Raw genomic sequence first — 23863 nt, 5'->3', positions numbered from 1 at the left:
AGGCGCGGTGGCGCCGGTGAGAAAATCAGTTCGGTCTCTGGGAACGGTCCTTCAACCGGTCCCGCCGTACGGCGAGCCGGCGGGCCGCACGGTCGAGGCCGGGGGCGTGGCCGCCACCGTCGAGATGGGCCGCCAGGTCGCGGATCGTCGGATGGCGGAACAGATCCACGATGGGCACCTCCCGGCCCACCACCGCGACCAGCCGCGCCTGCACCGCGGCGATCGCCAGCGAATGGCCGCCGATCTCGAAGAAGTTGTCCGTCGGACGGACCCGCGGCACGCCCAGCACGGCCCGCCACACCTCGGCCACCGCCCGCTCCGTCGGCCCCGACAGCTCCCCGCCCGCGCCGCTCTCCGGCCGCGGCGCCGGCCGGCGCAGAGCCGCCCGGTCGATCTTCCCGTTCGGTGTCAGCGGCAGTGCCGCCAGCACCACCACCTCGGCCGGTACGGCGTGCTCCGGCAGCACCTGCCGCAGGTGCTCCAGCAGCCGCTGCGCGGCCGTCCCCGGCCTGCGCGGCACCGCATAGGCGTAGAGCACGGCCTCGCGCCCCTCGCCCCGATCCACCACCGCCGCCGCCGAGCGCACCTCCGGGTGGGCGGCCAGCGCCGCCTCCACCTCGCCCAGCTCCACCCGGAACCCGCGGACCTTTACCTGGTCGTCCCGCCGCCCGACCACGGTCACGGTCCCGTCCGGATTCAACCGCCCCAGATCCCCGGTCCGGAACACCCGCACCCGCCCGCGGGCCGCCGCACCGGGCGTCTCCCGGACCTCCGCGCCGGGCCCTCCCGCGCCGGGCAGATCGGGAGCGAAACGGAGCCGGGTCAGACCGGCGTCGAGATAGCCGTCCGCGAGGTTGACGCTGCGCACCACCACCTCGCCCAGCTCACCCACCCCGGCCCGGCCGCCGTGCCCGGCCAGCACGACCAGCTCACTGCCCTCCACCCCGCGCCCCGCGGGGACCGGTTCGGCGCTCTCCCGCAGACCCTCCGGAACCTCGTACCAGCCATGCGCCTGCGGCGTCTCCGTCGCGCCGTAGAACGCCACCAGCCGGGCACCCGGCACCAGCCGGCGCAGCCGTACGGCGTCGGCCTGGGTGAGACGGTCACCCCCGGTCGCGACCAGCCGCACCTGCGGCAGCACCCCGCCCGTCCCGCAGAGCATCCGCGCGAGCTGCGGGGTCAGATGCAGCACGGTCACCCGGTGCTCACGCAGCCACGCCGCCAGCCGTACCGGATCACGGACCAGCTCCCGCTCCGGCACGCACAGCCGGGCGCCCGTGGCCAGCGGCACGAACAGGTCACGCAACGCCGGATCATGCGCCGGCCCCGACAGCAGCGCGAACCGGTCGGCCGGCGTCACCCCGAACGTCACCGCGTACCAGTGGACGAAATGCGCCAGCGGCCCCTCACCGGTCACCACCGGCTTCGGATCACCGGTCGTGCCCGACGTGAGCGACAGATACCCCCGCTCGGGATACGGCACCTCCGCCGGTCCGCCGTCATCGGATCCGCCGTAAGCGGACCTGTTGTCCTCGGGCCTGTTGTCAGCGGACCCGTCGTCATCGGGCAGGAGGATCTCCGGCAGTCCCGGCAGCGGTGGCGCGCCCGGACAGCGCACCACGGCCCGCACCCCGGCCACTGCGGCCTGCCGGGCCAGCACCGCCTGCGGATACGCCGGATCGAGGATCACCCACCTGGCCCCACCGGCCAGCACACCCAGCAGCAACCCCGGCAGCTCCGGGACCCGGGCCGCCAGCACGCCGACCGCCGCACCCGGCCCGACCCCGGCTGCACGGACCGCCCCGGCCACCCGGCGGCGCAGCGACGCCAGCCCGGCACGGTCCAGCACTCGCCCGGCACCCTCCACCACGACATCCCCGTGCAGGGTGTCCAGCAGGCCCGGCCCCTCCCAGACCGGCAACGGCACCGGCACCGGCTCCGGCGCCAGCCGCGCCCGCTCCACTGCCGCATCCGGACGGTCCAGCAGATCACCCAGCAGACACGCGTAACCCGCCAGCAGGGCGTCCATCCGGGCCGCCGAGAACAGATCGGGGTTGTAGACCAGCTGCAGGGCGTAACCGTCGCCCAGCTCGCTGACGTACAACGTCAGATCGAACAGCGACCCCGGCAGCCCGGCCGCCAACGGCTCGGCCACGCAGCCCGGCAGATCCAGCCGCGCCTCGGCGAAGTTGTACATGTTGAACAACACCTGCGTCACCGGGTTGCGCCCCAGATCACGCGGGACCCGCAGCGCCTCCACCACACGGTCCAGCGGGACGTCGCCGTGCGCGACCACCGCCGCCAGCTCGTCCCGGCAGCACGCCACCTGCTCCTCGAACGAGGCCGCACCATCCAGCCGCAGCCGCAGCGGCAGCACCCGCACGCACATCCCCACCAGCGACTCGAACGCGACATCCCCCCGATCGGCGTACGGCGTGCCGACCACCAGGTCCCGCTGCCCCGACAGCCGCGAGAGCAGCTCCCCGAACGCCGCCAGCAGAACCGGATACGGCGTCACCCCCAACCGGGCCGCCAACTCCCCGACCCGCCCGCCCAGCGCCCCGTCCAGCTCCGCCCGGCGCACCGCCCCCCGGAACGTCTGCACCGGCGGCCGGGCGGCGTCCCTCGGCAGGTCCACCACCACGGGCGCGTCCCGCAGATGCTCACGCCACCACTCCAGGCCGCCGCCGTCCGCCCGCTCCCGCGACCAGCGCACATAGTCGGCGAACCCCGCCCCCGCCGGCTCCAGCACGCCACCCCGGTAGGCCACTCCCAGATCCCGGTAGAAGACGTCCTGCGACCAGCCGTCGAACACGAGATGATGCACCGTCACGGCCAGCACGTGATCGTCGTCGGCCAGCCGTACCAGCCGCGCCCGCAGCAGCGGCCCGGCCGCCAGATCGAACCGCGTCCGCGCCTCCGCCTCCAGCAGCTCCGCCAGCGCCGCCTCTCGCGCCTCCACCCCGGGCGGTTCCGCCAGCGCCGCCTCTCGCGACTCCGGCTCCGGCGACTCCGCCGGCGCCGCCCCCCATGCCTCCGGCTTCCGGGCATCCCCGCCGTCGTCCGCCCGCCCGGCGCGGGAGGCCCGCGCCGGAGCCTCCACCACCTGCGGCGACAGATCGACCAGCGGCAGCGGCACCTCACCCGCCGGAGCCACCGACACGCACGGCACCCCGCCGGAGGCGGCGATCCGCCAGCGCAGCGCCTCGTGCCGCGCCACCACCGCCGTCAGCGCCCGCCGCAACGCGCCATGGTCGAGCGGGCCGCGGATCCGCTCCGCCATCGCGATGTTGTGCGCCGGCGTCTCCGGAGCCAGCCGCTCCACGAACCACATCCGCCGCTGCGCCGCCGACAACACCGGCGCCTCACCAGCCGAGACCCGACCAGCGACCGCCGGCGGCGCATCTGCCACACCCGACGCGAGCGCCCCGAAGGTGCGGGCCGCGTACACCTCCTCCACCGAGATGTCCCGGCCCAGCTCCGCCCGGACCGCCGACACCAGCCGCATCGCCCGCAGCGAATGACCACCACGCGCGAAGAAGTCGTCCTCCGCCACCGGATCGGGAGCCTCCAGCACCCGCGCCCAGATCCCCGCCAGCCCCTCGGCGGCTCCACCCGGCACGGCCCGCCGATCCGCCGCCCGCAACGCCTCGACGTCCACCTTGCCCGACGCGTTCAACGGCAGCGCGGGGACCCGCACCACCCGGGTCGGCACCATGTACGGCGGCAGCCGCATCGCGCAGTACTCCCGCAGCTCCGCCAGATCGGGGGCGTCCAGCGGGGCGACATACGCCACCAGCTCGCCCGGCGCGTCGACCACGGCCTGCAACACACCCGGATGAGCCCGGACCACCGACTCGACCTCGCCGATCTCGACCCGCTGCCCCTGCACCTTCACCTGACGGTCCAACCGCCCCATGAACGCGATCCGGCCGTCCTCCTGCCAGGCGACCCGGTCCCCCGTCCGGTACAGCCGCGCCCCCGGCCCGCCGCCGAACGGATCCGGCACGAACCGCTCCGCGGTCAGCCCCGGCCGCCCCAGATAACCCCGGCTCACCTGGGGGCCGCCGATGTACAGCTCGCCCTCCACCCCCACCGGGCACTCCCGCATCTCCCCGTCCAGCACGTGCGCCCGGCAACCGCCCAGCGGACGGCCGATCGGCAACGGCCGATCCCACACCCCGGAAAGCTCCGCACCGACCACGCACACCGTGGTCTCCGTCGGGCCGTACCAGTTGTGGAAACGCACCCGCCCCGACCAGCGGGCCACCTGCTCCGGACCGGGCGGCTCACCCGCCGTGACCAGATCCCGCAACTGCGGCAGCCCCGCCGGATCGACCAGCGGCAGCAGAGCCGGGGGAACGAACCCCCAGGTGACCTCGTGCGCCTGCAGGAACCGCTGCAACCGCGCCGGATCGACCCGGTCCTCGTCGGGCACCAACTGCACGCACCCGCCCGCCGCCAACGGCGCGAACATGTCGAGCACCGAGACGTCGAACCCCAGCGCCGAGAACGCGATCGACCGGCACGATCCGTCCAGCCCGAAATGAGCCACCGCCGCCGACACGAACGCCGCCGCGGACGCGTGATCAACCACCACCCCCTTGGGACGGCCGGTCGACCCCGAGGTGTACAGCACATAGGCCGCGTTCCCCGGCCGGGCCAGGCCGCCCCGCAGCACACCGGCCACGTCGCCCGCCTCCGGGACCCCGGGAGCGAAGCCGTCCCCGGCCCGCGGCGCACCGAGGTCTCCCACCTGCGGCGCGGCGATGTCTCCCGCTTTCGGAGCGTCGGACTTCCCCGTCTGCGGCGCGGTGACGCCCCCCGCCTCCGGAGCCCCGGCTCGCCCGTCCGTCTCCGGCGCGACCAGCGGGAGGCCGCAGCCGTCGAGCAGGGCACGACCGTCTCCGTCGACCACCACGACCGGTATCGACGCGTCGTCGAGTATCTCCTGCAACCTGCGCCGCGGATGCCCCGGATCCAGCGGGACATAAGCCCCGCCCGCCAGCATGACGCCCAGCGCGGCGACCGGAAGGAACGGTGTACGCCTGGCACACAGCCCCACCCGCGTCTCCGGACCGACTCCCAGAGCCCGCAGCCGTACGGCCAGCGCGCCGGCGGCGGACAGCAGCTCGCGATAGGTGAGGACGACGCCCCACTGGCGGACCGCCGGAGCATCGGGGGTGCGCGCGGCCTGGGCCGCGATGAGGTCACACAGGGAAACGTCGGGAGCGACACGGGGCGGGCCGAACGTCCAGCCGACGGGAACCGGCGACATGGACGGCTCCCACGGCTCCAGCGGCTCCGGCGGCTCCGGGACGATGGATCGCTCTGCTGTCGGTGTCGATGCGGGGGGTGAGGCCGGTGACGGAGTCGGCAGTGATGTCGAGGCCGGTGCCGGCAGCGGGGGCGTGGTCGGGGGTGATGTCGGTGTCGGAGAGGCGGATGACGGACCGGGCGGCGAGGCGGACGAAGGGTCCTCGCGCGTAGCTTCGAGCATTCACCCCCCATAGCCCCAAACAGGGTTTTTGCCCTGTCAGGTATTCACAAGTGGTAAGGCACGACATTCCTACTTATCCAGGCTTGAGGCCGTCAAGAGATGAAAATTCAACGTATGCCAAAATGCCAGTTTCGGGCGTGAAGGAAGATCACAACTCGTCGTCAGACCTCGACATCTGCGCAGGTCAATCCATGATTGCGGGGGAGGGGTGGTCTGCCGCTCACGGTCCACCTGTTGCGTCGCACCCCCCGGACACCAACGAGCAACGGCGGACTACGAAGAGCAAGCAACCCAAATAGGGATTTCGGTCATGGTCCATTTTGATGGGGTTTCGGTTGGATTCGCGGTTGATGAGACCACGCCGTGCAGCCCCGAACCCGACCATGGAACGTCACGACCACACAAAACGGCCCCCGCCGACCAACAGCGGACGTCCCACTGCAGGTGCTCCCACGTCCCGGAGCCGGCGGGCGCGACGTTGCGGGTGCTCTCGCGTTCGCAACGTCAGTGAACGCCCGTTACAGGTGTTCCCACGTCTGCAGCGCCAACGGACGCCCCTTCTCCTCCGCCAGAATCGGTGGCGCATCCGTCAACCGATACCCCGCCGCACGCGCCACCGCCGCGCTCGCCGCATTACCCGCCTCGATCTCCAGCAACAGACGGGCGACCCCCACCGTGCCACGCGCGAAATCCGTCATCACCCGCACCGCCCGGCCCGCCAGCCCCCGCCCCCGATGCGCCACCCCCACGATGTAGCCGATCTCCGCCACATCCAGACCCGCCCCCGACAGCATGAGCATCACCTCGCCCAGCGGCTCGACCCCATCGGCCGTGATCGCCAACTGAACCCGCAACCCCGCCGCCCGCCGCTCCCGCGCCCGCTTCAGATAGACCCGCGCCGCACCCAGATCGAACGGCGAGACCAGCGGCGTCCAGTACGCCACATCCGGATCGTCGAACAGCCTCGCCATCGCCGCGAGATCCCCGTCGTCCCATTCCCGCAACACCAGACCATGCCCGACCAACCGGACGTCGGCCGGAAAAACCCCCGGAACGCCGACGCGATCCCCCTCAACGCGGCTCACCGTTCACCCCTGCCGTTGACCTGGATCCGCCCCTTGCAGGCAACTTACTGGATCGCCGTTTCCGCTCTCCTGTCCCTTCAGTACTTCGGCCCCACGAACATATCCAGCCGCTCGACCGCCTCCCGCTTCGCGACCGAGATCGTGTTGGGCTTGGAGTGGCGCCACGCGACACCGAGAAGGTCGAGTGTCTCCCCGCAGAGCCGGAGGATGTCCCGGGACTCGTTGGCGAAGAGGTAGCGCGGGTATTCGTACCAGCGATTGCTTCCGTTGGAATGGCGCCGAACCCGGTTTGTCCCCCGGTAGCCGTCGGAGTGGATCAGGCCTCGCGCGAATCGACCCGGATGTTCTTCGATGATCTCGCGCTGCCATTGTTCCAACGTGATCTCACGTTCGTGCTTCCGGCCAGGCCCATGCTGAGGGAACAGGCAGGCCCAGTGCTTGGAGTAGCTCTTGACTTCCGTACAGCCCGAGAAGCGGCGGCGGCTGACAGAGGAGGTCGGCATGACCACCGCCATGGTCTCGGCTGCGGCTTCCAGCAATCCGGGCCAGGTGTTACAGCATGCCAGCGAGAGTTGGTAGACATCTTTCTTGCAGAGCAGGATATGGCCGTCACCGAGGTAGAGCCCGAGCAGGTAGGCGTAGGCCTCCAAGTCGAGCGCCCGGTTGTGGCAGCGAGGACATGACCGGTGTCTCCTGATGTCCTCGTTCTCGCTTGTCCGGCGTGTCCGCGTCCGCCATTTCTGTACGGCGCCGAGAGACACGCCGCACAGCTGGGCGACTTCGCGGTCGACCAGTCCGAGGGCGGAGAGTCGGAGTGCGCGGTCAACGGTTTCGCGGGGGTGCATGAAGCAACCATGCCAAATGTCACTGACAGTTTCAGGGCGAGCACATTCGGTAGTGGCCTGGGCCGACCAAGCGACGAAACGGCAGCACGGCTTTTGAGGTCGAAAACCAGTCGAGTGAGTGCCGGAAGCGGGATTCGAACCCGCACACCCTTTCAGGTAGACGCTTTTGAGGCGTCCGCGTATGCCATTTCGCCATTCCGGCCGATATTTCCGGACGTGTCCGGTTTGTGTGCGCCAGTGATGAGCTTACCCAGAACTGGATCAGTCTCAGGCACCAGCGTGGTCCCAATCTAGCGGACGTCGGTACTCTCTTGCTCGTGAGTACTCAGCGGCGCGTAGTGATCGCGGAAGACGAGGCGCTGATCCGTCTCGATCTCAAGGAGATGCTGGAAGAGGACGGGTATGCCGTCGTCGGTGAGGCCGGGGACGGGGAGACCGCGGTCAAACTGGCTGTGGAGCACCGGCCGGACCTGGTGATCCTGGATGTGAAGATGCCCGTCCTGGACGGCATCTCGGCCGCCGAGCAGATCGTGTCGCAGCGGATCGCGCCGTGTTTGATCCTTACCGCGTTCTCGCAGCGGGATCTGGTGGAGCGGGCCAGGGACGCGGGGGCGATGGCGTATCTGGTGAAGCCGTTCACGAAGTCGGATCTGGTTCCGGCGATCGAGATGGCGGTGAGCAGGCATGAGGAGCTCGCCGCGCTGGAGCGGGAGGTGGGGTCGCTCTCGGAGCGGTTGGAGACGCGGAAGTTGGTGGAGCGGGCGAAGGGGCGGCTGATGGATCAGCACGGGTGGAGTGAGCCGCAGGCGTTCCGGTGGATTCAGAAGGCGTCGATGGATCGGCGGTTGAGCATGCGTCAGGTGGCGCAGGTGGTGGTGGACGGGACGCCCGGTCCGGCCGGGTCCGAGGGGTCGGAAGGCGTCTGAGGCGCCGAAGGTGTCCCGGGGGGCCGGGGAGCACCTGAGAGCGCTGAGAGTGTTCCGGGGTGCCTGAGGTGTCGGAGAGTGCCTGAGGCACTGGGGATGCGGGGGCCGGAGAGCGCCTGAGGGGCTGAGGGTGACGGGGGTGCTGAAGGGGTTCTGACGGGGCCGGGGCGGGGTGAGGGGCGTTCTGTCGTTCCTGGTCCCGCCCGGTCGTGGTGTTCCGCCGTGCCGTGGGTGGCCGGTCTTTTCGTGGGTGAGCCCGCGTGTCCTTCGTGTCAAGGGGATGCGTGGGCTTTCGTGCACTCGGAGTGATCATGTCGGGTCCGGGAGATTGCCGTGACCATGGCTTTTGTCGTGGTAGCCGAAAAGAATCGGTGTTGTAACGAAACGATAACCGAGGGCCGTCCTGTATCGACCCGTAACCTCGGCTGGTTGTACTAACCGACACAACCCCCTGGCCACTCCGTCAGGGGAGGGCATCTGTGAACCCGGTCCTGACGCGGGATCGGCGAAAGGAAGGCAACCTTGCGGCCTAAGACTGCTCGCCTCGGTGGAGTGCTCGCTGCCGGTGTGGCGCTCACCCTTGGCCTCGCTGCCTGTGGCGATGGCGGCACGGACGCCAAGCCGGCGGACGGTGGCTCCGGCGCCGCCGCTGCCGGTACGGTCAAGATCGGCTTTATGGGTGACCTGACCGGTCCCAACGCCGGCATCGTCATTCCGCCCAGGAACGGCGCGAAGCTCGTCTTCGACGAGTACAACAAGACCAACCCGGCGACGAAGATCGAGATCGTCGAGTACGACAGCCAGGGTGACGCCTCGAAGGCCGTCGCGCTGGCGCAGCAGGCCATCAAGACCGACAAGGTCGTCGCGCTGCTCGGCCCGGCGTTCTCGGGTGAGTCGGCGCAGGTCGGCCCGGTGCTGGAGGAGGCGGGGATTCCCAGCATCAGCGCCTCGGCGACCAACACCAAGCTCGCTGAGAACGGCTGGAAGTTCTGGCACCGGGTGCTGCCGAACGACGGTGTTCAGGGTCCCGGCATCGCGGACTTCATCGCCGGTGCGGCGGCCGCGAAGAACGCTTTCGTGATCGACGACAAGTCGGAGTACGGCAAGCCGCTGGCCGACGCGGTCCGTGCTCAGCTCGCCACCAAGGGCGTGAAGGTCACGGACGACTCGCTGGACCCGGCGGAGAGCGACTACTCCTCGGTGGTGAACAAGGTGGCGGCGGCGAAGCCGGACGCGATCTTCTTCGGTGGTTACTACGCGGCGGGTGGCAACCTGCTCAAGCAGCTCCGTGACAAGGGTGTGAAGGACGCGAAGTTCTTCTCCGGTGACGGTTCGCTGGACAAGGGTCTGATCGACGGTGCCGGTGCGCCGAACGCCGAGGGCGCCCTGGTCGGTTGCCCGTGCTACATCGCGACGCCGGATGTGACGGACGCCAAGGTCAAGGGCTTCGCCGACGCTTACAAGGCCGCTTACAGCGCCGACCCGGCGATCTACGCGGCTGAGGGCTATGACGCGGCGACGGTGTACGTCGAGGCGATCAAGGCGGGCAACACCACCGCGGACAAGATCAACGAGTTCATCAAGACCGTTGACCTGGCCGGTGTCTCCAAGCAGGTCAAGTTCGCGCCCAACGGCGAGGTCGAGGCCAAGGACATCTACATCTACCAGGTCAAGGACGGCGCCATCACGCTGCTTGGCAAGGCGGCCGAGGCGAAGCTGGGCTAGTCGCGACTTCGAAGACAGCAGGTAGTTGACGCGGGAGCGGGAACTCCGCGGTTGGGTTCCCGCTCTTGGCGTTCTTCCAGAGACCCAAGAGGTTCTGCTGGAAACGGTGTGCTACCGGAAGTGCAGGCGACCCCCGCTAGAAGTGGTAATCCCTAGTGCTCAATGACTTCATCAATCAGTTCTGGCCGGCCACGATCGACGGTCTGGCCTTCGGCTCCATTTATGCCCTGATCGCGCTTGGTTACACGATGGTGTACGGCGTGCTGCGGCTGATCAACTTCGCGCACTCTGAAGTGTTCATGATCGGAACCTTCGGTGCGATGTTCGTCCCCTTTGTGTTCGGCATCAATTCGGCGCTCACGGGTCTTGCCCTGGTGGGTGTGATCGTGTTGATGATCCTGGCCGGCATGCTGGCCTCGGCGGGTACGGCGCTGGCGCTTGAGCAGATCGCCTACCGGCCGCTGCGCAAGCGCGGGGCGTCCCGTCTCGCTGCGCTCATCTCCGCCATCGGTGCTTCGATCTTCCTGCAGGAGCTGTTCGCCCTGTTGGTGATCCCGAAGGTTTTCAACCGTCCGCAGCAGGGCCGTATTCAGATGGCCCTGCCCCGGTTGATGGAGCGGACCGAGCTTTTCTCGATCGCGGGTCACTCGGTCCGGGTGGACCAGGTGCTGGTGATCGTGGCGGCGGTCGGCATGATGATCGCGCTCGACGTGCTGGTGAATCGCACGAAGATCGGCCGTGGTATCCGTGCGACCGCGCAGAACCCCGAGGCGGCCGTGCTGATGGGGGTGGACATCAACAAGATCGTCCGGATGACGTTCCTCATCGGTGGCGGCATGGCCGGTGTGGCCGGTGCGCTCTATCTGATCTCGTATGAGAACACGACTTACTACATCGGCTTCCTGTTCGGTATCAAGGCGTTCACCGCGGCGGTCCTGGGTGGCATCGGCAACCTACGGGGTGCGCTGGTCGGCGGGGTCGTGCTCGGTCTGGTGGAGAACTACGGAGCTATTTTCTTCGGTTCCGACTGGAAGCACGTGATCTCCTTCAGCATCCTCGTCTTGGTCCTGATGTTCCGCCCCACCGGAATTCTCGGTGAATCACTCCAGCAGGCGCGCGCATGAACCAGAACCCCCTGGAACGCTTCCGTACCCAGCTCGGCCGCTACGGCGACGCCATGCACGATCGCTGGCTGCACACGCCCGGCTGGCAGCGGTGGACGCTCTACATTCTTCTGATCGTGGGGGCCCTGCTCCTGCCGTCGGAGTCCATCGGCAGTTTCATGTCGCCCTACACCGACTGGGCGAGCATCCTGTTCTTCCCGATCGGCACCTATGTGGTGCTGGCCATCGGCCTGAACGTGGTCGTCGGTCAGGCGGGTCTGCTGGACCTGGGTTTCGTCGCGTTCTACGCCGTGGGCGGTTACGCGATGGCGCTGATCGGCACGGAGCTCGGCTGGAACTTCTGGCTGATCCTGCTGGCGGGCATCGGGATCTGCGCCCTGTCGGGTATCACCCTGGGCGGTCCGACGCTGCGGTTGCGCGGTGACTATCTGGCGATCGTGACGCTGGGTTTCGGGGAGATCATCCGGATCACCGCGCGGAACACCGACGCGATCGGCGGTCCGAACGGTATCCGCAGCATTCCGCACCCGCCGAGCCTCGACGAGCTGCACATCTTCGGTGTGGACGTCTACGAGCTGCTCGGCGTGAAGATCTTCAAGTACGGCGTGCTGGACCCGCGGCCTTACTACTATCTGCTGGTCGCGCTGGCCGTGATCGTGATCATCCTGGTGAAGCGCTGGGAGAAGAGCCGGGTCGGGCGGGCGTGGGCGGCGATCCGTGAGGACGAGGACGCGGCCGAGGTCATGGGCGTGCCGACGTTCCGGTTCAAGATGCTGGCGTTCGCGATCGGTGCCTCGATCGGTGGCGCGATGGGCGTGCTGTGGGCGTCCAAGGTCATCTCGCTCAATCCGAACGACTTCCAGTTCCTGCTGTCGGCGACGATCCTGGCCGCGGTGGTCATGGGTGGTGCGGGCAACCTGCCCGGCGTCATGCTGGGCGCGTTCGTGGTGGCGTGGCTGCCGGAGCGGTTCCGCGGTCTGCAGGAGTACCGCATGTTGATCTTCGGTGCGGTGCTCGTCGCGTTGATGATCTTCCGTCCCGAGGGCCTGCTGCCGTCGCGTCAACGCAAGGCGGAGTTGAAAGAGGGATCGGGCGGGATGGGCACGCTCGCGGCCGAGGTTCCCGGGCCGGAGTCGCATGGTGAGGAGGTGGCTTCCAAGTGAGCGCTGAGGTGAGCCAGGAGCGGACCGGCCGGGCGATGCTGGAACTGCAGGGTCTGGTCATGCGGTTCGGCGGTGTCACGGCGCTGAAGGATGTCAACCTGACCATCAACGAGGGCGAGATCTTCGCTCTGATCGGTCCGAACGGCGCGGGTAAGACGACGGTGTTCAACGTGATCACCGGTGTCTACCAGCCGACGGAGGGTCAGGTCCGCTTCCAGGGTGAGAAGATCAGCGGCATCAAGCGCTTCAAGATCACCAAGCGGGGCGTCGCCCGTACGTTCCAGAACATCCGGCTTTTCCACAACATGACGGCGATCGAGAACGTCATGGTGGGTGCGGACGCCCATCACCGCTCGGGCATGGTCAGCGTGGCGCTGGGGCTTCCCTGGCACCGCAGGGCCGAGCGCGAGGGCCGTGAGATGGCGATGGAGCTGCTCGACTTCGTCGGCATCTCCCACCGCGCGCACGACCACGCCAAGAACCTGCCCTACGGTGACCAGCGGCGGCTGGAGATCGCCCGTGCGCTGGCGACCCAGCCGAAGCTGCTGCTGCTGGACGAGCCGGCCGCCGGTATGAACCCGGCGGAGAAGGTGGCGCTGCAGCAGTTGATCCGGGACATCCGGGACGCCGGCCGGACGATTCTGATCATCGAGCACGACATGAGCCTCATCATGGGCATCAGTGACCGCATCGCGGTGCTGGACTTCGGTCAGAAGATCGCCGATGGCCTGCCGGACGAGGTGCGGAACGACCCCCGGGTCGTCGAGGCGTATTTGGGGGCTCCCGCAGATGCTTCTTGAGATCAAGGACATCCGTGTCCACTACGGCAAGATCGAGGCGCTCAAGGGCATCTCGGTCGAGGTGAACGAGGGCGAGATCGTCACGCTCATCGGGGCGAACGGGGCGGGCAAGACCACGACCCTGAAGACGATCTCGGGTCTGCGCGGCCTGACGTCGGGGAGTGTCGTCTTCGACGGCAAGGACATCAGCAAGATGCCCGGCCACAAGCGGGTCATGGCGGGGCTGGGCCAGGCCCCCGAGGGCCGGGGCGTCTTCCCCGGCATGACGGTCCACGACAACCTGCTCATGGGCGCGTACACCCGTTCGGGGGACTTCGGCGCGGACCTGAAGGAGGTCTACGAGCTGTTCCCGCGGCTGGCCGAGCGCCGGACGCAGATGGGCGGCACGATGTCGGGCGGTGAGCAGCAGATGCTGGCCATCGGCCGCGCGCTGATGGCCAAGCCGAAGGTGCTGCTGCTGGACGAGCCGTCGATGGGTCTGGCGCCGCTGATGGTGCAGCAGATCTTCGAGATCATCGAGGAGATCAACCGCCGGGGTACCACGGTGCTGCTGGTGGAGCAGAACGCCCAGCAGGCGCTGAAGCTCGCGCACCGGGCCTACGTGCTGGAGACCGGGAAGGTGGTCAAGAGCGCGCCCGCCGCGGATCTGCTCAACGACCCCGACGTGCAGGCCGCCTATCTCGGCGGTGGTCTCGCGCATGACGCGCCGCCGGTGGAGCGGCCCGACACGTCGGCGGAGCGGTCCGGCACGACGCCGGAGCGGGACGCTCCGGCGGAGAGCGGGGCGCCGGAGGGTGACGGACCGGAGGGTACGGCGCCGCGCGAGCAGGCGTGAGCCGTACCAGGTGACACCGGGCAGGCTCGCCGCGTACGGCGTGTGCGGCGGGCCCGCCCGGTCAGGTGAGGGGCACCTTGACGCCGTCGGTGCTGCCGCCGACGCCGAGCGGCGGGTCGCCGAACAACTGGACCGCGGCGGCCTTCGCCTCCTCGGGGATGTCGAACCACAGGTCCAGTTCGATTCTGACCTCGGCGCCGAGGGGGAGCGTGTCGGGCTGGCGTTTGATGGCCTGGGCGAACCTGTCGATGCCGTGGGCCGTGCCGTCGGCGGTGATGAGCTTCTGCCGTTTGGCGTCGAAGCGGGAGTTGGCGCGGCCGGGGTTCTCCACGACGATGCGCACGACCACGTACTGGCCCTTGGCCTGCCATTCGGCGTGGGTGCCGAAGAAGCCGCGCAGGCCAGTCTGCAGGCCGATGACCTGGAAGCGGGTGTCGCCGTCGGTGACCGGCGGGGCGTTGACCGGGCGTTCGCCGGGGCGGACCGGGCGGGGGGTCAGGGCGTAGGCGGGGGTGGGCGTGGCGGAGGGGGCCGTGGATTCCGGTGGCCCGGTCCCGGTGCAGCCGGTGAGGACGGCGCCGGCCAGAACGGCACCGGCGAACCGTAGTGGGGGGGTGCGCACATCGGGCAACGTAACCGAGCGGGACCGCCGAGTTCAATGAGCGGGCCGGTGGTCTCGCGATGCGCGACGGGTCGCCGAAAGCCCGGAACCGCCGCCGGTGGGGCGGGCCGGTTTTCCGGATGCCAGAGCTTGAGCTATCTGGGTGAAATGACCCTGAAGTGCAGGTATAGACTATTTTTAGATTCAGGATCCGATATCAACCGATTCGGATTCGCAGCAGTCGGCTCAAAGGCGAGTCGCCGACCCTTCGATGAACAGGCGCGTCATGATCGGTGCCGGCAGGGTATCGATCGGGCGCCACCGAGTGTGGTTGTTGTCCGAATTGTGTCGTGTCGGTGATCTGCATGGCTATGCACGTGGGGCAGCATCACCAGCACTGAGGTGTCTGTTCGAGATGCGACATTGACTGTGAGGAGGCCTTTGTGGGCCTGAGTTTTCTTTCCCGGCGGACGCTCGCGGTAGGCGCGGTGGTCGTCGCCGGCGCGCTTGGCCTGTCCGCGTGCGGCGGTGACACCACCAGTGCGAGCTCCGACGGCGCCGCCTCGTCGAGCGCCCCGGCCGCCGGAGGTCCCAAGCTCGTCACTCCCGGCAAGCTCACCACCTGCACCAACCTGCCGTACGAGCCCTTCCAGTTCAAGGAGGGCGACAAGACCGTCGGCTTCGACGTCGACATCGTCGACCTGGCGGCCAAGAAGCTCGGCCTGACGCAGGAGATCGTCGACATCGACTTCGCCGTCATCAAGAGCGGTGCAGCGATGGCCGCCGGCAAGTGCGACGTGGCCGCGGCGGGCATGACCATCACCCCGGAGCGCCAGGCGAACATCACCTTCTCGGTGCCCTACTTCGACGCCACCCAGGCGCTGCTGGCCAAGAAGGGTGTCGGCGTCAAGACGCTGGACGAGATCAAGGCCAAGGGCCTCAAGCTCGGCGCCCAGGCCTCGACCACCGGTCTGGACTACGTCAAGAAGCAGGGCCTCAACCCCAAGGAGTTCGCCGACTCTCCCAAGGAGCTCCTGGGTCTGCAGTCCGGTCAGGCCGACGTGATCGTCCAGGACCTGCCCGTCGTTCTGACCTGGCTGAAGAAGCCGGAGATCGCCGACAAGTTCGAGCTGGTGGGCAGTTTGGACACCGGTGAGCAGTACGGCATCGGCCTGAAGAAGCAGGCCGACCCGATTCTGCTCAAGGCCATCAACGACGCGGTCACCACGGCGAAGTCGGACGGCACTTACGAGCAGATCTTCGTGAAGTGGTTCGGCAAGAAGCCCGGCGAACTCGGCTGATCGATGACCGAACAGTCGACGCCGGCTGAGTCGTCCGGTCCTGCCGGGGCTCCCCCCGGCAGGAGCGGGCTCAGCCCCCGTAAGAAGCAGCAGATCAGCCGGATCGTCCAGTACGTCGTGCTTGTGGCCGTCGTGGTCTTCCTCGCGCTGCGCATCGAGTGGGGCCAGCTCGCCGAGAACTTCGCCAAGCCCGAGGTCGCGGCGGAGACGTTGCCGGACCTGTTCACGGTCGCGCTGAAGAACACGATCATCTACTCGGTGGGAGGGTTCTTCTTCGCCTTCCTGCTGGGCCTGGTGTTCGCGCTGATGCGGATGTCGTCGGTGCTGGTGTACCGGTGGATCGCGATCCTCTACATCGAGGTCTTCCGGGGCCTGCCCGCCCTGCTGATCTTCCTGCTCATCCTGTTCCTCCCGCTGGCCCTGCCCGGCTTCGAGGTGCCCGGCGGCACCTACGGCCAGGGCGTCCTGGGCCTGACCATCGTGGGTTCGGCCTACATGGCCGAGACGCTCCGCGCGGGCCTGCAGGCGGTCCCCAAGGGGCAGATGGAGGCGGCGCGGTCGCTGGGCATGTCGCACGCGCGGGCCATGGCGAGCATCGTCATCCCGCAGGCCGTGCGCATCGTGATCCCGCCGACGACCAACCAGTTCGTGTCCCTGCTCAAGGACTCCTCGCTGGTGCTGTTCCTGGGCGTCTCCGGGGAGTACGTCGAGCTCACGAAGTTCGGCAACGACATGGCCTCGACTTTCGCGAACGCCACCCCGATCCTGGTGGTCGGTGTGACGTACCTGCTGGTCACCATCCCGCTGGGGTATCTCGCGTCCCGGCTTGAGAAGCGTCAGGCGAGGGGACGGTGACTCCGGTGAACCACGCGGTCGAGATCCGTGACCTGCACAAGCGTTTCGGCGAGCTCGAAGTGCTGAAGGGGATCGACTTCGCCGTCGACCCCGGCCAGGTGGTCTGCGTCATCGGCCCCTCGGGGTCGGGCAAGTCCACGCTGCTGCGCTGTGTGAACCTGCTGGAGCAGCCCACCTCGGGGAGGGTGGTCCTGGAGGGCGTCGAGCTGACCGACCGCGACGTCGACATCGACGCCGCCCGCCGGCGGGTCGGCATGGTCTTCCAGCAGTTCAACCTGTTCCCCCACATGACCGCGCTGCAGAACGTCATGATCGCCCAGCGGCGGGTGCTCAAGCGGGGCAGGGCGGAGGCCGAGAAGATCGCCAGGGAGAACCTGGAGAAGGTCGGCATCGCCGACAAGTGCGATGCCTATCCGCTGCAGATGTCCGGCGGCCAGCAGCAGCGGGTCGCCATCGCCAGGGCCCTGGCGATGAGCCCGGCGCTGATGCTCTTCGACGAGCCCACCTCGGCGCTGGACCCGGAGCTGGTCGGCGACGTGCTCACGGTCATGCGCAAGCTGGCCGAGGAGGGGATGACCATGCTCGTGGTCACCCACGAGATGGCGTTCGCCCGGGACGTGGCCGACCGGGTGGTCTTCATGGACGGCGGTGTCATCGTGGAGGACGGCCCGGCCGCCCAGGTGATCGGCGACCCGCAGCACGAGCGCACCAAGACCTTCCTGCGCCGCGTGCTCGACCCGACGCACACCGACATCTGAGGACCCGGATCGCCGTACGGCCCGTGCCCACGTGGCGCGGGCCGTCGTCGTACGAGCCCGGGGGAGGCCTTTGGCACCGTACGGAGCTTCCCCGACCCCGCACGTTTTCTACTCGGCCTCCCCACGGGCACCGCTGTGACTCACAGTAGCGGAACATGTGGCAAGAGTGAAGAAAGGGGCGCTCGTGGCATCGGCGAATCCTGGGATCAGAGGTCGCGCAGCATGCAGGTGAGACGTGAGGTGCACACCCGCCGGCCCTGATCGTCGGTGATTTCGATGTCGTAGGTGGCGAGCGTCCGGCCGCCGTGGATCCGGGTCGCCACGCCGGTGACGTGCCCGGCGGTGGCCGAGCGGTGGTGGGTGGCGTTGATCTCGATGCCCACGGCGCCGCGGCCGGGCCCCGCGTGGAGGGCCGCGCCGGTCGAGCCGAGGGTCTCGGCGAGCACGCACGAGGCGCCGCCGTGCAGCAGGCCGTACGGCTGGATGTTGCCCTCCACCGGCATCCGGCCCACCACCCGCTCGGGGGTGGCCTCGGTGATCTCGATCCCCATGCGCTCGACGAGCGTGTCGCGGTGGGAGGCGCCGAGCTGTTCTGCCATGCGGCGGGTGACGTCGTCGGGTTCGGTCATGGTCAACGGGGTGTCTCCTGTCGCGTGTGGCCAGGTTTTCTGTCGCAGGGGCAGACTAGGCTTCTCCTGTGCCGAAGAGCGAAGCGACCCCCTCTCGTCCCTGCCTCCTGCTGCTGGACGGGCATTCCCTGGCCTACCGGGCCTTCTATGCCCTGCCGGAGGAGAATTTCTCCACGACGACGGGTCAGACGACAAACGCGGTCTACGGGTTCACGTCGATGCTGGTCAACGTGCTCCGCGACGAGAAGCCCACGCACGTGGCGGTCTGCTTCGACCGGTCGGAGCCGACGTTCCGGCACGAGGAGTACGCCGAGTACAAGGCGAACCGGAGCGCGAGCCCCGACAGCTTCCGCAGCCAGATGAGCCTGATCTACGAGATGCTCGACGCGTTGAGCGTCCCGCACCTGTCGCTGGCGGGCTACGAGGCCGACGACCTGATCGCCACCCTCGCCACCCGGGCCGCCGACCAGGACATGAACGTCCTGGTCGTCACCGGCGACCGCGACGCGCTGCAACTGGTCGACGAGCGCGTCACGGTGCTGATGACCCGGGTCGGGATCAGCAACATGACCAGGTTCACCCCCGAGGCGGTGCTGGAGAAGTACGAGCTGACCCCGGCCCAGTACCCCGACTTCGCGGCCATCCGCGGCGACTCCAGCGACAACCTCAAGAACATCCCCGGGGTGGGGGAGAAGACCGCGGCCAAGTGGATCCGCGAGTTCGGCTCGCTGGAGGAGCTGGTCGACCGGATCGACGAGGTCAAGGGCAAGGTCGGCGACAAGCTCCGCGACCACCTCGACCAGGTCCTGATGAACCGTCGCCTCACCCAGCTCATGCGCGACGTCCCGCTGGAGCACGAGGTCGGGGCACTGACGGTCGGCCAGGCAGACCGCGACGAGGTCAACAAGATCCTCGACACGCTGGAGTTCCGCGGCGAGATCCGCGACCGCCTGTTCAAGACGCTCGGCTCGGGGGAGGTCGAGGCGGAGGACGGCTTCGAGGTCGAAGCCGTCACGCTCGGCCCCGGCGAGGTCGCCGGATGGCTGGAGGCGCTGCCCGAGGGCCGGGCCGGGCTCGCCTTCAGGGGCGCCTACGGCAGCGGCACCGGGCGGATCGACAGCCTCGCGATCGCCGTGCCCGGCGGCCGCGCCGCGTTCGTCGACCCCACCACGCTGACCGAGGCCGACGAGGCGGCGCTGCGCGCCTGGCTCGGCGACCCCGACAGGCCCAAGGCCGTGCACGACGCCAAGGGGCCGATGCTGGCGCTGTGGGCGCAGGGGATGGACCTGCGCGGCCTGACGTGCGACACGGCGCTGGCGGCCTACCTCGCGATGCCGGGACAGAAGACGTTCCTGCTGGAGGACCTGGTGCGCACCTACCTCCAGCGTGAGCTGCGCAGCGAGGCCGACGCCGGCGGTCAGGCCAGCCTCTTCGACGACGTGGACGCCGACGACGCCCGGGAGCTGGGGCTGCGGGCCCTGGCCGTCCTGGAGCTGGCCGGGGCGCTGGAGGCGTTCCTGGAGCCGCGGGACGGCACCCGGCTGATGCGCGAGGTGGAGCTGCCGCTGGTGACCGTGCTGGCCGAGGTGGAGCGGGCCGGCATCGCCGCCGACCGGGATTACTTCAGCGGCCTGGAGGCCGAGTTCGGCGGCGCGGTCAAGCAGGCCGTCGAGGCGGCGCACGCGTCCGTGGGGGAGCAGTTCAACCTGGGCTCGCCCAAGCAGCTGCAGGAGATCCTCTTCACCCGCCTGAACCTGCCCAAGACCAAGAAGACCAAGACGGGCTACACCACCGACGCCGACGCGCTGGCCTGGCTGGCCGCCCAGACCGAGCACGAGCTGCCGACCATCATGCTGCGCCACCGTGACCAGGCCAAGCTGAAGGTCACGGTGGAGGGGCTGATCAAGGAGATCTCCGACGACGGGCGGATCCACACCACCTACAACCAGATCATCGCGGCCACCGGGCGGATCAGCTCGGAGAAGCCCAACCTGCAGAACATCCCGATCCGCACCGTCGAAGGCCGCCGGATCCGGCAGGGTTTCACGGTCGGGGCGGGATACGAGACGCTGCTGACCGCCGACTACAGCCAGATCGAGCTGCGGATCATGGCGCACCTGTCGGGCGACGAGTCGCTGATCGCGTCGTTCGCCTCCGGGCACGACTTCCACAAGGCCACCGCCGCGCGGGTCTTCGACGTCGAGCCCGAGCAGGTGACGGGGGAGCTGCGGGCCAAGATCAAGGCCATGAACTACGGCCTGGCCTACGGACTGTCGGACTTCGGGCTCTCGGCGCAGCTCACCATCCCGGTGTCGGAGGCGAGGGCGCTCAAGGAGGAATACTTCGAGGAGTTCGGCGGCATCCGCGACTTCCTCAACGCGACCGTCGCCCAGGCCAGGCACGACGGCTACACCGCGACCATCATGGGCCGCCGCCGCTACCTGCCCGACCTCAACAGCGACAACCGCCAGCGCCGCGAGATGGCCGAGCGGATGGCGCTCAACGCGCCGATCCAGGGGTCGGCGGCCGACATCATCAAGGTCGCCATGCTCAACGTGCAGAGCGCCCTGAAGGAGGCGGGCCTGCGCTCCCGGATGCTGCTCCAGGTCCACGACGAGCTCGTGTTCGAGGTGGCGCCGGGCGAGCTGGAGGTTCTGCGCGAGCTGGTCACCGGCCGGATGAACGCCGCCTACGCGCTGCGCGTCCCCCTGGAGGTCTCCGTGGGCTCCGGCCGGACCTGGGAAGACGCCGGTCACTGATCGAGATTGCCCGGCCTGTCCGACTCTGTTCTAGGGTGGTGAGACAGCCAGATTCCTCGACAGGACCGGGAGTTCCGTGCGGAGTTCAGCCCCCTTCACGCTGATCATCATGATGGCCAACGTCGTGGTGGTGGCCGCCGCGGTGGTGGTGCTTCTCACGCTCCCCACGGAGGCCGTCCCGCGGGCCGCGCCGATGACCGGCGCGGTGACGGGCACCCCCGCGCCGCAGCCGTCTCCGGAGCCCGACCTGCCCTCGGCGGATCTTCCGCCGCCGGTCCAGGCGACCCCGGAGTTCGCCCGTCAGGTCAAGGCGAACGAGGCGGGCACGGTTCCGGTGCTGATGTACCACCGGATCATGAAGAAGCGGCTGGCCTCCATCGACCGCACGCCCGCCCAGGTGCGCCAGGAGATGGAGAAACTGGCCGAGGACGGTTATGTGCCGATCACCGCGCGAGAGTTCGTCACCGGAAAGATCAACATTCCGGCGGGCAAGCACCCGGTCGTGCTGACCTTCGACGACGGGCACGCGAGCCACTTCGCGCTGGACGGCAACGGCATGCCGGCCAAGGACACCGCGGTCGGGATCATCTACCAGGTCGCGAAGAAGCATCCGGGGTTCCGGCCCGTCGCCACCTTCTGGGTCAACCGGGAACCGTTCGGCCTGCGTGAACGGCGGGACCAGACGCGCGCCGTGCAGTGGCTGACCTCGCGCGGCTTCGAGGTGGCCAACCACACCTGGACCCACCCCAACCTGCCGGGCCTGTCGAAGAAGAAGGTCGCCGAGCAGATCGTCCGGACCGAGCGGCTGCTCGACAAGCTCGGCGCCGGCCCGTCCGACACCCTCGCGCTGCCGTTCGGCGCGATGCCGCGCAAAAGGTCCACCGCGCAGTCCGGGAAGTGGGACGGGAGCCGCTACGCCTTCAAGGGAGTCTTCCTGGCCGGCGCGCAGCCGTCGGAGTCACCCTTCGTCAAAAATTTCGACTGGCGGGCCATCCAGCGGATCCAGAGCAACGGCAAGAAGGGCGAATGCCGCAAGTGGTGCTCGCAGTACTGGCTGGAGTGGCTGAAGAAGCATCCTGACCGGCTCTACACGGCGGACGGCGACCCCGACAAGGTGTCCGTGCCGAAGAAGATCCGGGGTACCATCACTTCCAAGTGGAGACGGCAGGTCAATGCCTACTAACGTAGGCTGACGCTCTGTTTACGGCGTGTCGTGCCTTCGGATTGACCAGACTCGTCTGGTCTCATATGCTGATCGCTGCGCTGTGGGCTCGCGCGTGTCTCGGACGGAGTGGGCTCGCGCTCGTCACGCCGATGGATTTCTTCGGCTGAACGATAAGAGGCCTGCCGCGTGTTCGCCACATCGACATCTGTCCGCGTTCGGAGCAATTCCACACATGACGAGCAGCACCGAGGCCACCTCGAGCACCCCGCAGGTAGCGGTCAACGACATCGGTTCCGAGGAAGACTTCCTCGCAGCGATCGATCTGACCATCAAGTACTTCAACGACGGCGACATCGTCGAGGGCACCGTCGTCAAGGTCGATCGAGATGAAGTTTTGCTCGACATCGGCTACAAGACCGAGGGTGTCATCCCCTCGCGTGAGCTCTCGATCAAGCACGATGTCGACCCCGCGGACGTCGTCGAGGTTGGCGAGCACGTCGAGGCCCTGGTTCTCCAGAAGGAGGACAAGGAAGGGCGTCTGATCCTGTCCAAGAAGCGCGCTCAGTACGAGCGGGCCTGGGGCACGATCGAGAAGATCAAGGACGAGGACGGCATCGTCACCGGCACCGTCATCGAGGTCGTCAAGGGTGGTCTCATCCTCGACATCGGTCTCCGTGGCTTCCTGCCGGCGTCCCTGGTCGAGATGCGTCGTGTCCGCGACCTCCAGCCGTACGTCGGCCGTGAGCTCGAAGCGAAGATCATAGAGCTGGACAAGAACCGCAACAACGTGGTTCTCTCCCGCCGCGCCTGGCTTGAGCAGACCCAGTCCGAGGTGCGCCAGACGTTCCTCAACACCCTGCAGAAGGGTCAGGTCCGCAAGGGCGTCGTCTCCTCGATCGTCAACTTCGGTGCCTTCGTGGACCTGGGCGGCGTCGACGGTCTGGTCCACGTCTCCGAGCTCTCCTGGAAGCACATCGACCACCCCTCCGAGGTTGTCGAGGTCGGCCAGGAAGTCACCGTCGAGGTTCTCGACGTCGACATGGAGCGCGAGCGGGTCTCCCTGTCGCTCAAGGCGACGCAGGAGGACCCCTGGCAGCAGTTCGCCCGCACCCACCAGATCGGTCAGGTCGTTCCCGGCCGGGTCACCAAGCTGGTGCCGTTCGGTGCGTTCGTCCGCGTCGAAGAGGGCATCGAGGGCCTGGTCCACATCTCCGAGCTGGCCGAGCGCCACGTCGAGATCCCCGAGCAGGTCGTCCAGGTCGGCGAAGAGATCTTCGTCAAGATCATAGACATTGACCTGGAGCGTCGCCGGATCTCGCTGTCGCTCAAGCAGGCGAACGAGAGCGCGGCCGGTGCCGACATCGAGTTCGACCCCACGCTGTACGGCATGGCAGCGACCTACGACGACCAGGGCAACTACATCTACCCCGAGGGCTTCGACTCCGAGACGAGCGAGTGGCTCGAGGGCTTCGAGAAGCAGCGTGACGAGTGGGAGCGGCAGTACGCCGAGGCCCAGACCCGTTTCGAGGCTCACAAGAAGCAGGTGGAGGAGGCCCGCAAGGCCGAGGCCGAGGCGGGCGAGGCTGCCCCCACGTCCTACTCCGGTGAGACCCCGGCTGCCGGTGGTTCGAGCTCCAGCTCCAGCTCCAGCAGCTCTTCTGCTCCGGCGGCGGGTGCCCTCGCCTCCGACGAGGCTCTCGCGGCTCTGCGCGAGAAGCTCGCGGGCGGCCAGAGCTGACGCAGGTGAAGCACTAGGGATCTGAGGATCCCGACGGAAGGGCCCCGCCTCGGC

The 23863-nt window shown here is 68.5% G+C and carries 17 protein-coding genes and 1 tRNA gene; 12 read left to right on the top strand and 6 right to left on the bottom strand.

The features are described from left to right. Window positions 1-25: 25 nt before the first annotated feature. The 4 genes from OHA77_RS06720 to OHA77_RS06705 all read right to left on the bottom strand — a co-directional run bounded on the left by OHA77_RS06720 (window position 26) and on the right by OHA77_RS06705 (window position 7632). A complete protein-coding gene (locus OHA77_RS06720; protein WP_406316870.1) occupies window positions 26-5278 on the bottom strand; it encodes an amino acid adenylation domain-containing protein in 5253 nt (1750 codons plus the stop codon). 740 nt (window positions 5279-6018) lie between these two features. Further along, entirely contained in the window at window positions 6019-6585 is a 567-nt protein-coding gene (locus tag OHA77_RS06715) for a GNAT family N-acetyltransferase (protein ID WP_406316868.1), read from the bottom strand. 77 nt (window positions 6586-6662) lie between these two features. Then, the gene (locus OHA77_RS06710) at window positions 6663-7430 is read right to left on the bottom strand and encodes a helix-turn-helix domain-containing protein (protein WP_406316867.1); all 768 of its coding nucleotides are present in this window, start codon (window positions 7428-7430) and stop codon (window positions 6663-6665) included. A gap of 119 nt (window positions 7431-7549) precedes the next feature. After that, window positions 7550-7632, bottom strand: a tRNA-Leu gene (locus tag OHA77_RS06705). A 115-nt stretch (window positions 7633-7747) separates the two neighbouring features. Here OHA77_RS06705 and OHA77_RS06700 point away from each other — a divergent pair. From OHA77_RS06700 to OHA77_RS06675, 6 genes are all read left to right on the top strand, one after another. Continuing rightward, window positions 7748-8356 (top strand): ANTAR domain-containing response regulator, encoded by a 609-nt coding sequence (locus OHA77_RS06700; protein WP_406316865.1) that lies wholly within the window; start codon window positions 7748-7750, stop codon window positions 8354-8356. Window positions 8357-8878: 522 nt separating this feature from the next. Next, a complete protein-coding gene (locus OHA77_RS06695) occupies window positions 8879-10081 on the top strand; it encodes a branched-chain amino acid ABC transporter substrate-binding protein (protein WP_406316864.1) in 1203 nt (400 codons plus the stop codon). Between the two features lie 155 nt (window positions 10082-10236). Then, window positions 10237-11205: a branched-chain amino acid ABC transporter permease gene (locus tag OHA77_RS06690; RefSeq protein WP_326821540.1), complete on the top strand. Its 969-nt coding sequence runs from the start codon at window positions 10237-10239 to the stop codon at window positions 11203-11205. Further along, window positions 11202-12368, top strand: coding sequence for an ABC transporter permease subunit (locus OHA77_RS06685; protein WP_326821541.1), 1167 nt, complete (start codon window positions 11202-11204; stop codon window positions 12366-12368). The genes OHA77_RS06690 and OHA77_RS06685 overlap by 4 nt, the downstream gene beginning before the upstream one ends. Window positions 12369-12403: 35 nt before the next feature. Then, window positions 12404-13168, top strand: a complete 765-nt coding sequence (locus OHA77_RS06680; protein WP_406319778.1) for an ABC transporter ATP-binding protein — start codon at window positions 12404-12406, stop codon at window positions 13166-13168. Further along, a complete protein-coding gene (locus OHA77_RS06675) occupies window positions 13158-14003 on the top strand; it encodes an ABC transporter ATP-binding protein (protein ID WP_406316862.1) in 846 nt (281 codons plus the stop codon). The genes OHA77_RS06680 and OHA77_RS06675 overlap by 11 nt, the downstream gene beginning before the upstream one ends. A gap of 61 nt (window positions 14004-14064) precedes the next feature. Here the strand turns inward: OHA77_RS06675 and OHA77_RS06670 are convergent, their stop codons facing one another. Continuing rightward, window positions 14065-14625: a DUF4352 domain-containing protein gene (locus OHA77_RS06670; protein ID WP_406316861.1), complete on the bottom strand. Its 561-nt coding sequence runs from the start codon at window positions 14623-14625 to the stop codon at window positions 14065-14067. A gap of 422 nt (window positions 14626-15047) precedes the next feature. Between OHA77_RS06670 and OHA77_RS06665 the strand changes: the two genes are divergently transcribed. Genes OHA77_RS06665 through OHA77_RS06655 form a run of 3 tightly spaced genes read left to right on the top strand, consistent with a single transcriptional unit; the run spans window position 15048 to window position 17518 of the window. Further along, window positions 15048-15905, top strand: a complete 858-nt coding sequence (locus OHA77_RS06665; protein ID WP_406316859.1) for an ABC transporter substrate-binding protein — start codon at window positions 15048-15050, stop codon at window positions 15903-15905. Between the two features lie 3 nt (window positions 15906-15908). Further along, complete coding sequence (locus tag OHA77_RS06660; protein ID WP_326821546.1) at window positions 15909-16760, top strand: amino acid ABC transporter permease; 852 nt, start codon at window positions 15909-15911, stop codon at window positions 16758-16760. After that, the gene (locus OHA77_RS06655; RefSeq protein ID WP_326821547.1) at window positions 16757-17518 is read left to right on the top strand and encodes an amino acid ABC transporter ATP-binding protein; all 762 of its coding nucleotides are present in this window, start codon (window positions 16757-16759) and stop codon (window positions 17516-17518) included. Before OHA77_RS06660 ends, OHA77_RS06655 begins: the two co-directional genes overlap by 4 nt. A gap of 206 nt (window positions 17519-17724) precedes the next feature. On the opposite strand, the gene OHA77_RS06650 is transcribed toward OHA77_RS06655, so the two are convergent. After that, the gene (locus tag OHA77_RS06650; RefSeq protein ID WP_406319777.1) at window positions 17725-18117 is read right to left on the bottom strand and encodes a PaaI family thioesterase; all 393 of its coding nucleotides are present in this window, start codon (window positions 18115-18117) and stop codon (window positions 17725-17727) included. A 98-nt stretch (window positions 18118-18215) separates the two neighbouring features. Between OHA77_RS06650 and polA the strand changes: the two genes are divergently transcribed. From polA to rpsA, 3 genes are all read left to right on the top strand, one after another. Next, window positions 18216-20906: a DNA polymerase I gene (gene polA, locus OHA77_RS06645; protein WP_406316858.1), complete on the top strand. Its 2691-nt coding sequence runs from the start codon at window positions 18216-18218 to the stop codon at window positions 20904-20906. Window positions 20907-20982: 76 nt separating this feature from the next. Next, window positions 20983-22089 (top strand): polysaccharide deacetylase family protein, encoded by a 1107-nt coding sequence (locus OHA77_RS06640; protein ID WP_406316856.1) that lies wholly within the window; start codon window positions 20983-20985, stop codon window positions 22087-22089. A 214-nt stretch (window positions 22090-22303) separates the two neighbouring features. Further along, window positions 22304-23809 (top strand): 30S ribosomal protein S1, encoded by a 1506-nt coding sequence (gene rpsA, locus OHA77_RS06635; RefSeq protein ID WP_326821550.1) that lies wholly within the window; start codon window positions 22304-22306, stop codon window positions 23807-23809. Window positions 23810-23863: the final 54 nt, after the last annotated feature.

It is taken from the genome of Streptosporangium sp. NBC_01639 (assembly GCF_045209755.1).
Taxonomy (GTDB): Bacteria; Actinomycetota; Actinomycetes; order Streptosporangiales; family Streptosporangiaceae; genus Streptosporangium.
This window is presented reverse-complemented; position numbering and strand designations above follow the sequence as displayed.

Coding starts and splice junctions, on each gene's coding strand:
- OHA77_RS06720 (WP_406316870.1), bottom strand. CDS start 5,278: ATGTCGCCGGTTCCCGTCGGCTGGACGTTCGGCCCGCCCCGTGTCGCT.
- OHA77_RS06710 (WP_406316867.1), bottom strand. CDS start 7,430: ATGCACCCCCGCGAAACCGTTGACCGCGCACTCCGACTCTCCGCCCTC.
- OHA77_RS06685 (WP_326821541.1), top strand. CDS start 11,202: ATGAACCAGAACCCCCTGGAACGCTTCCGTACCCAGCTCGGCCGCTAC.
- OHA77_RS06680 (WP_406319778.1), top strand. CDS start 12,404: ATGCTGGAACTGCAGGGTCTGGTCATGCGGTTCGGCGGTGTCACGGCG.
- OHA77_RS06675 (WP_406316862.1), top strand. CDS start 13,158: ATGCTTCTTGAGATCAAGGACATCCGTGTCCACTACGGCAAGATCGAG.
- OHA77_RS06660 (WP_326821546.1), top strand. CDS start 15,909: ATGACCGAACAGTCGACGCCGGCTGAGTCGTCCGGTCCTGCCGGGGCT.
- OHA77_RS06650 (WP_406319777.1), bottom strand. CDS start 18,117: ATGGCAGAACAGCTCGGCGCCTCCCACCGCGACACGCTCGTCGAGCGC.
- rpsA (WP_326821550.1), top strand. CDS start 22,304: ATGACGAGCAGCACCGAGGCCACCTCGAGCACCCCGCAGGTAGCGGTC.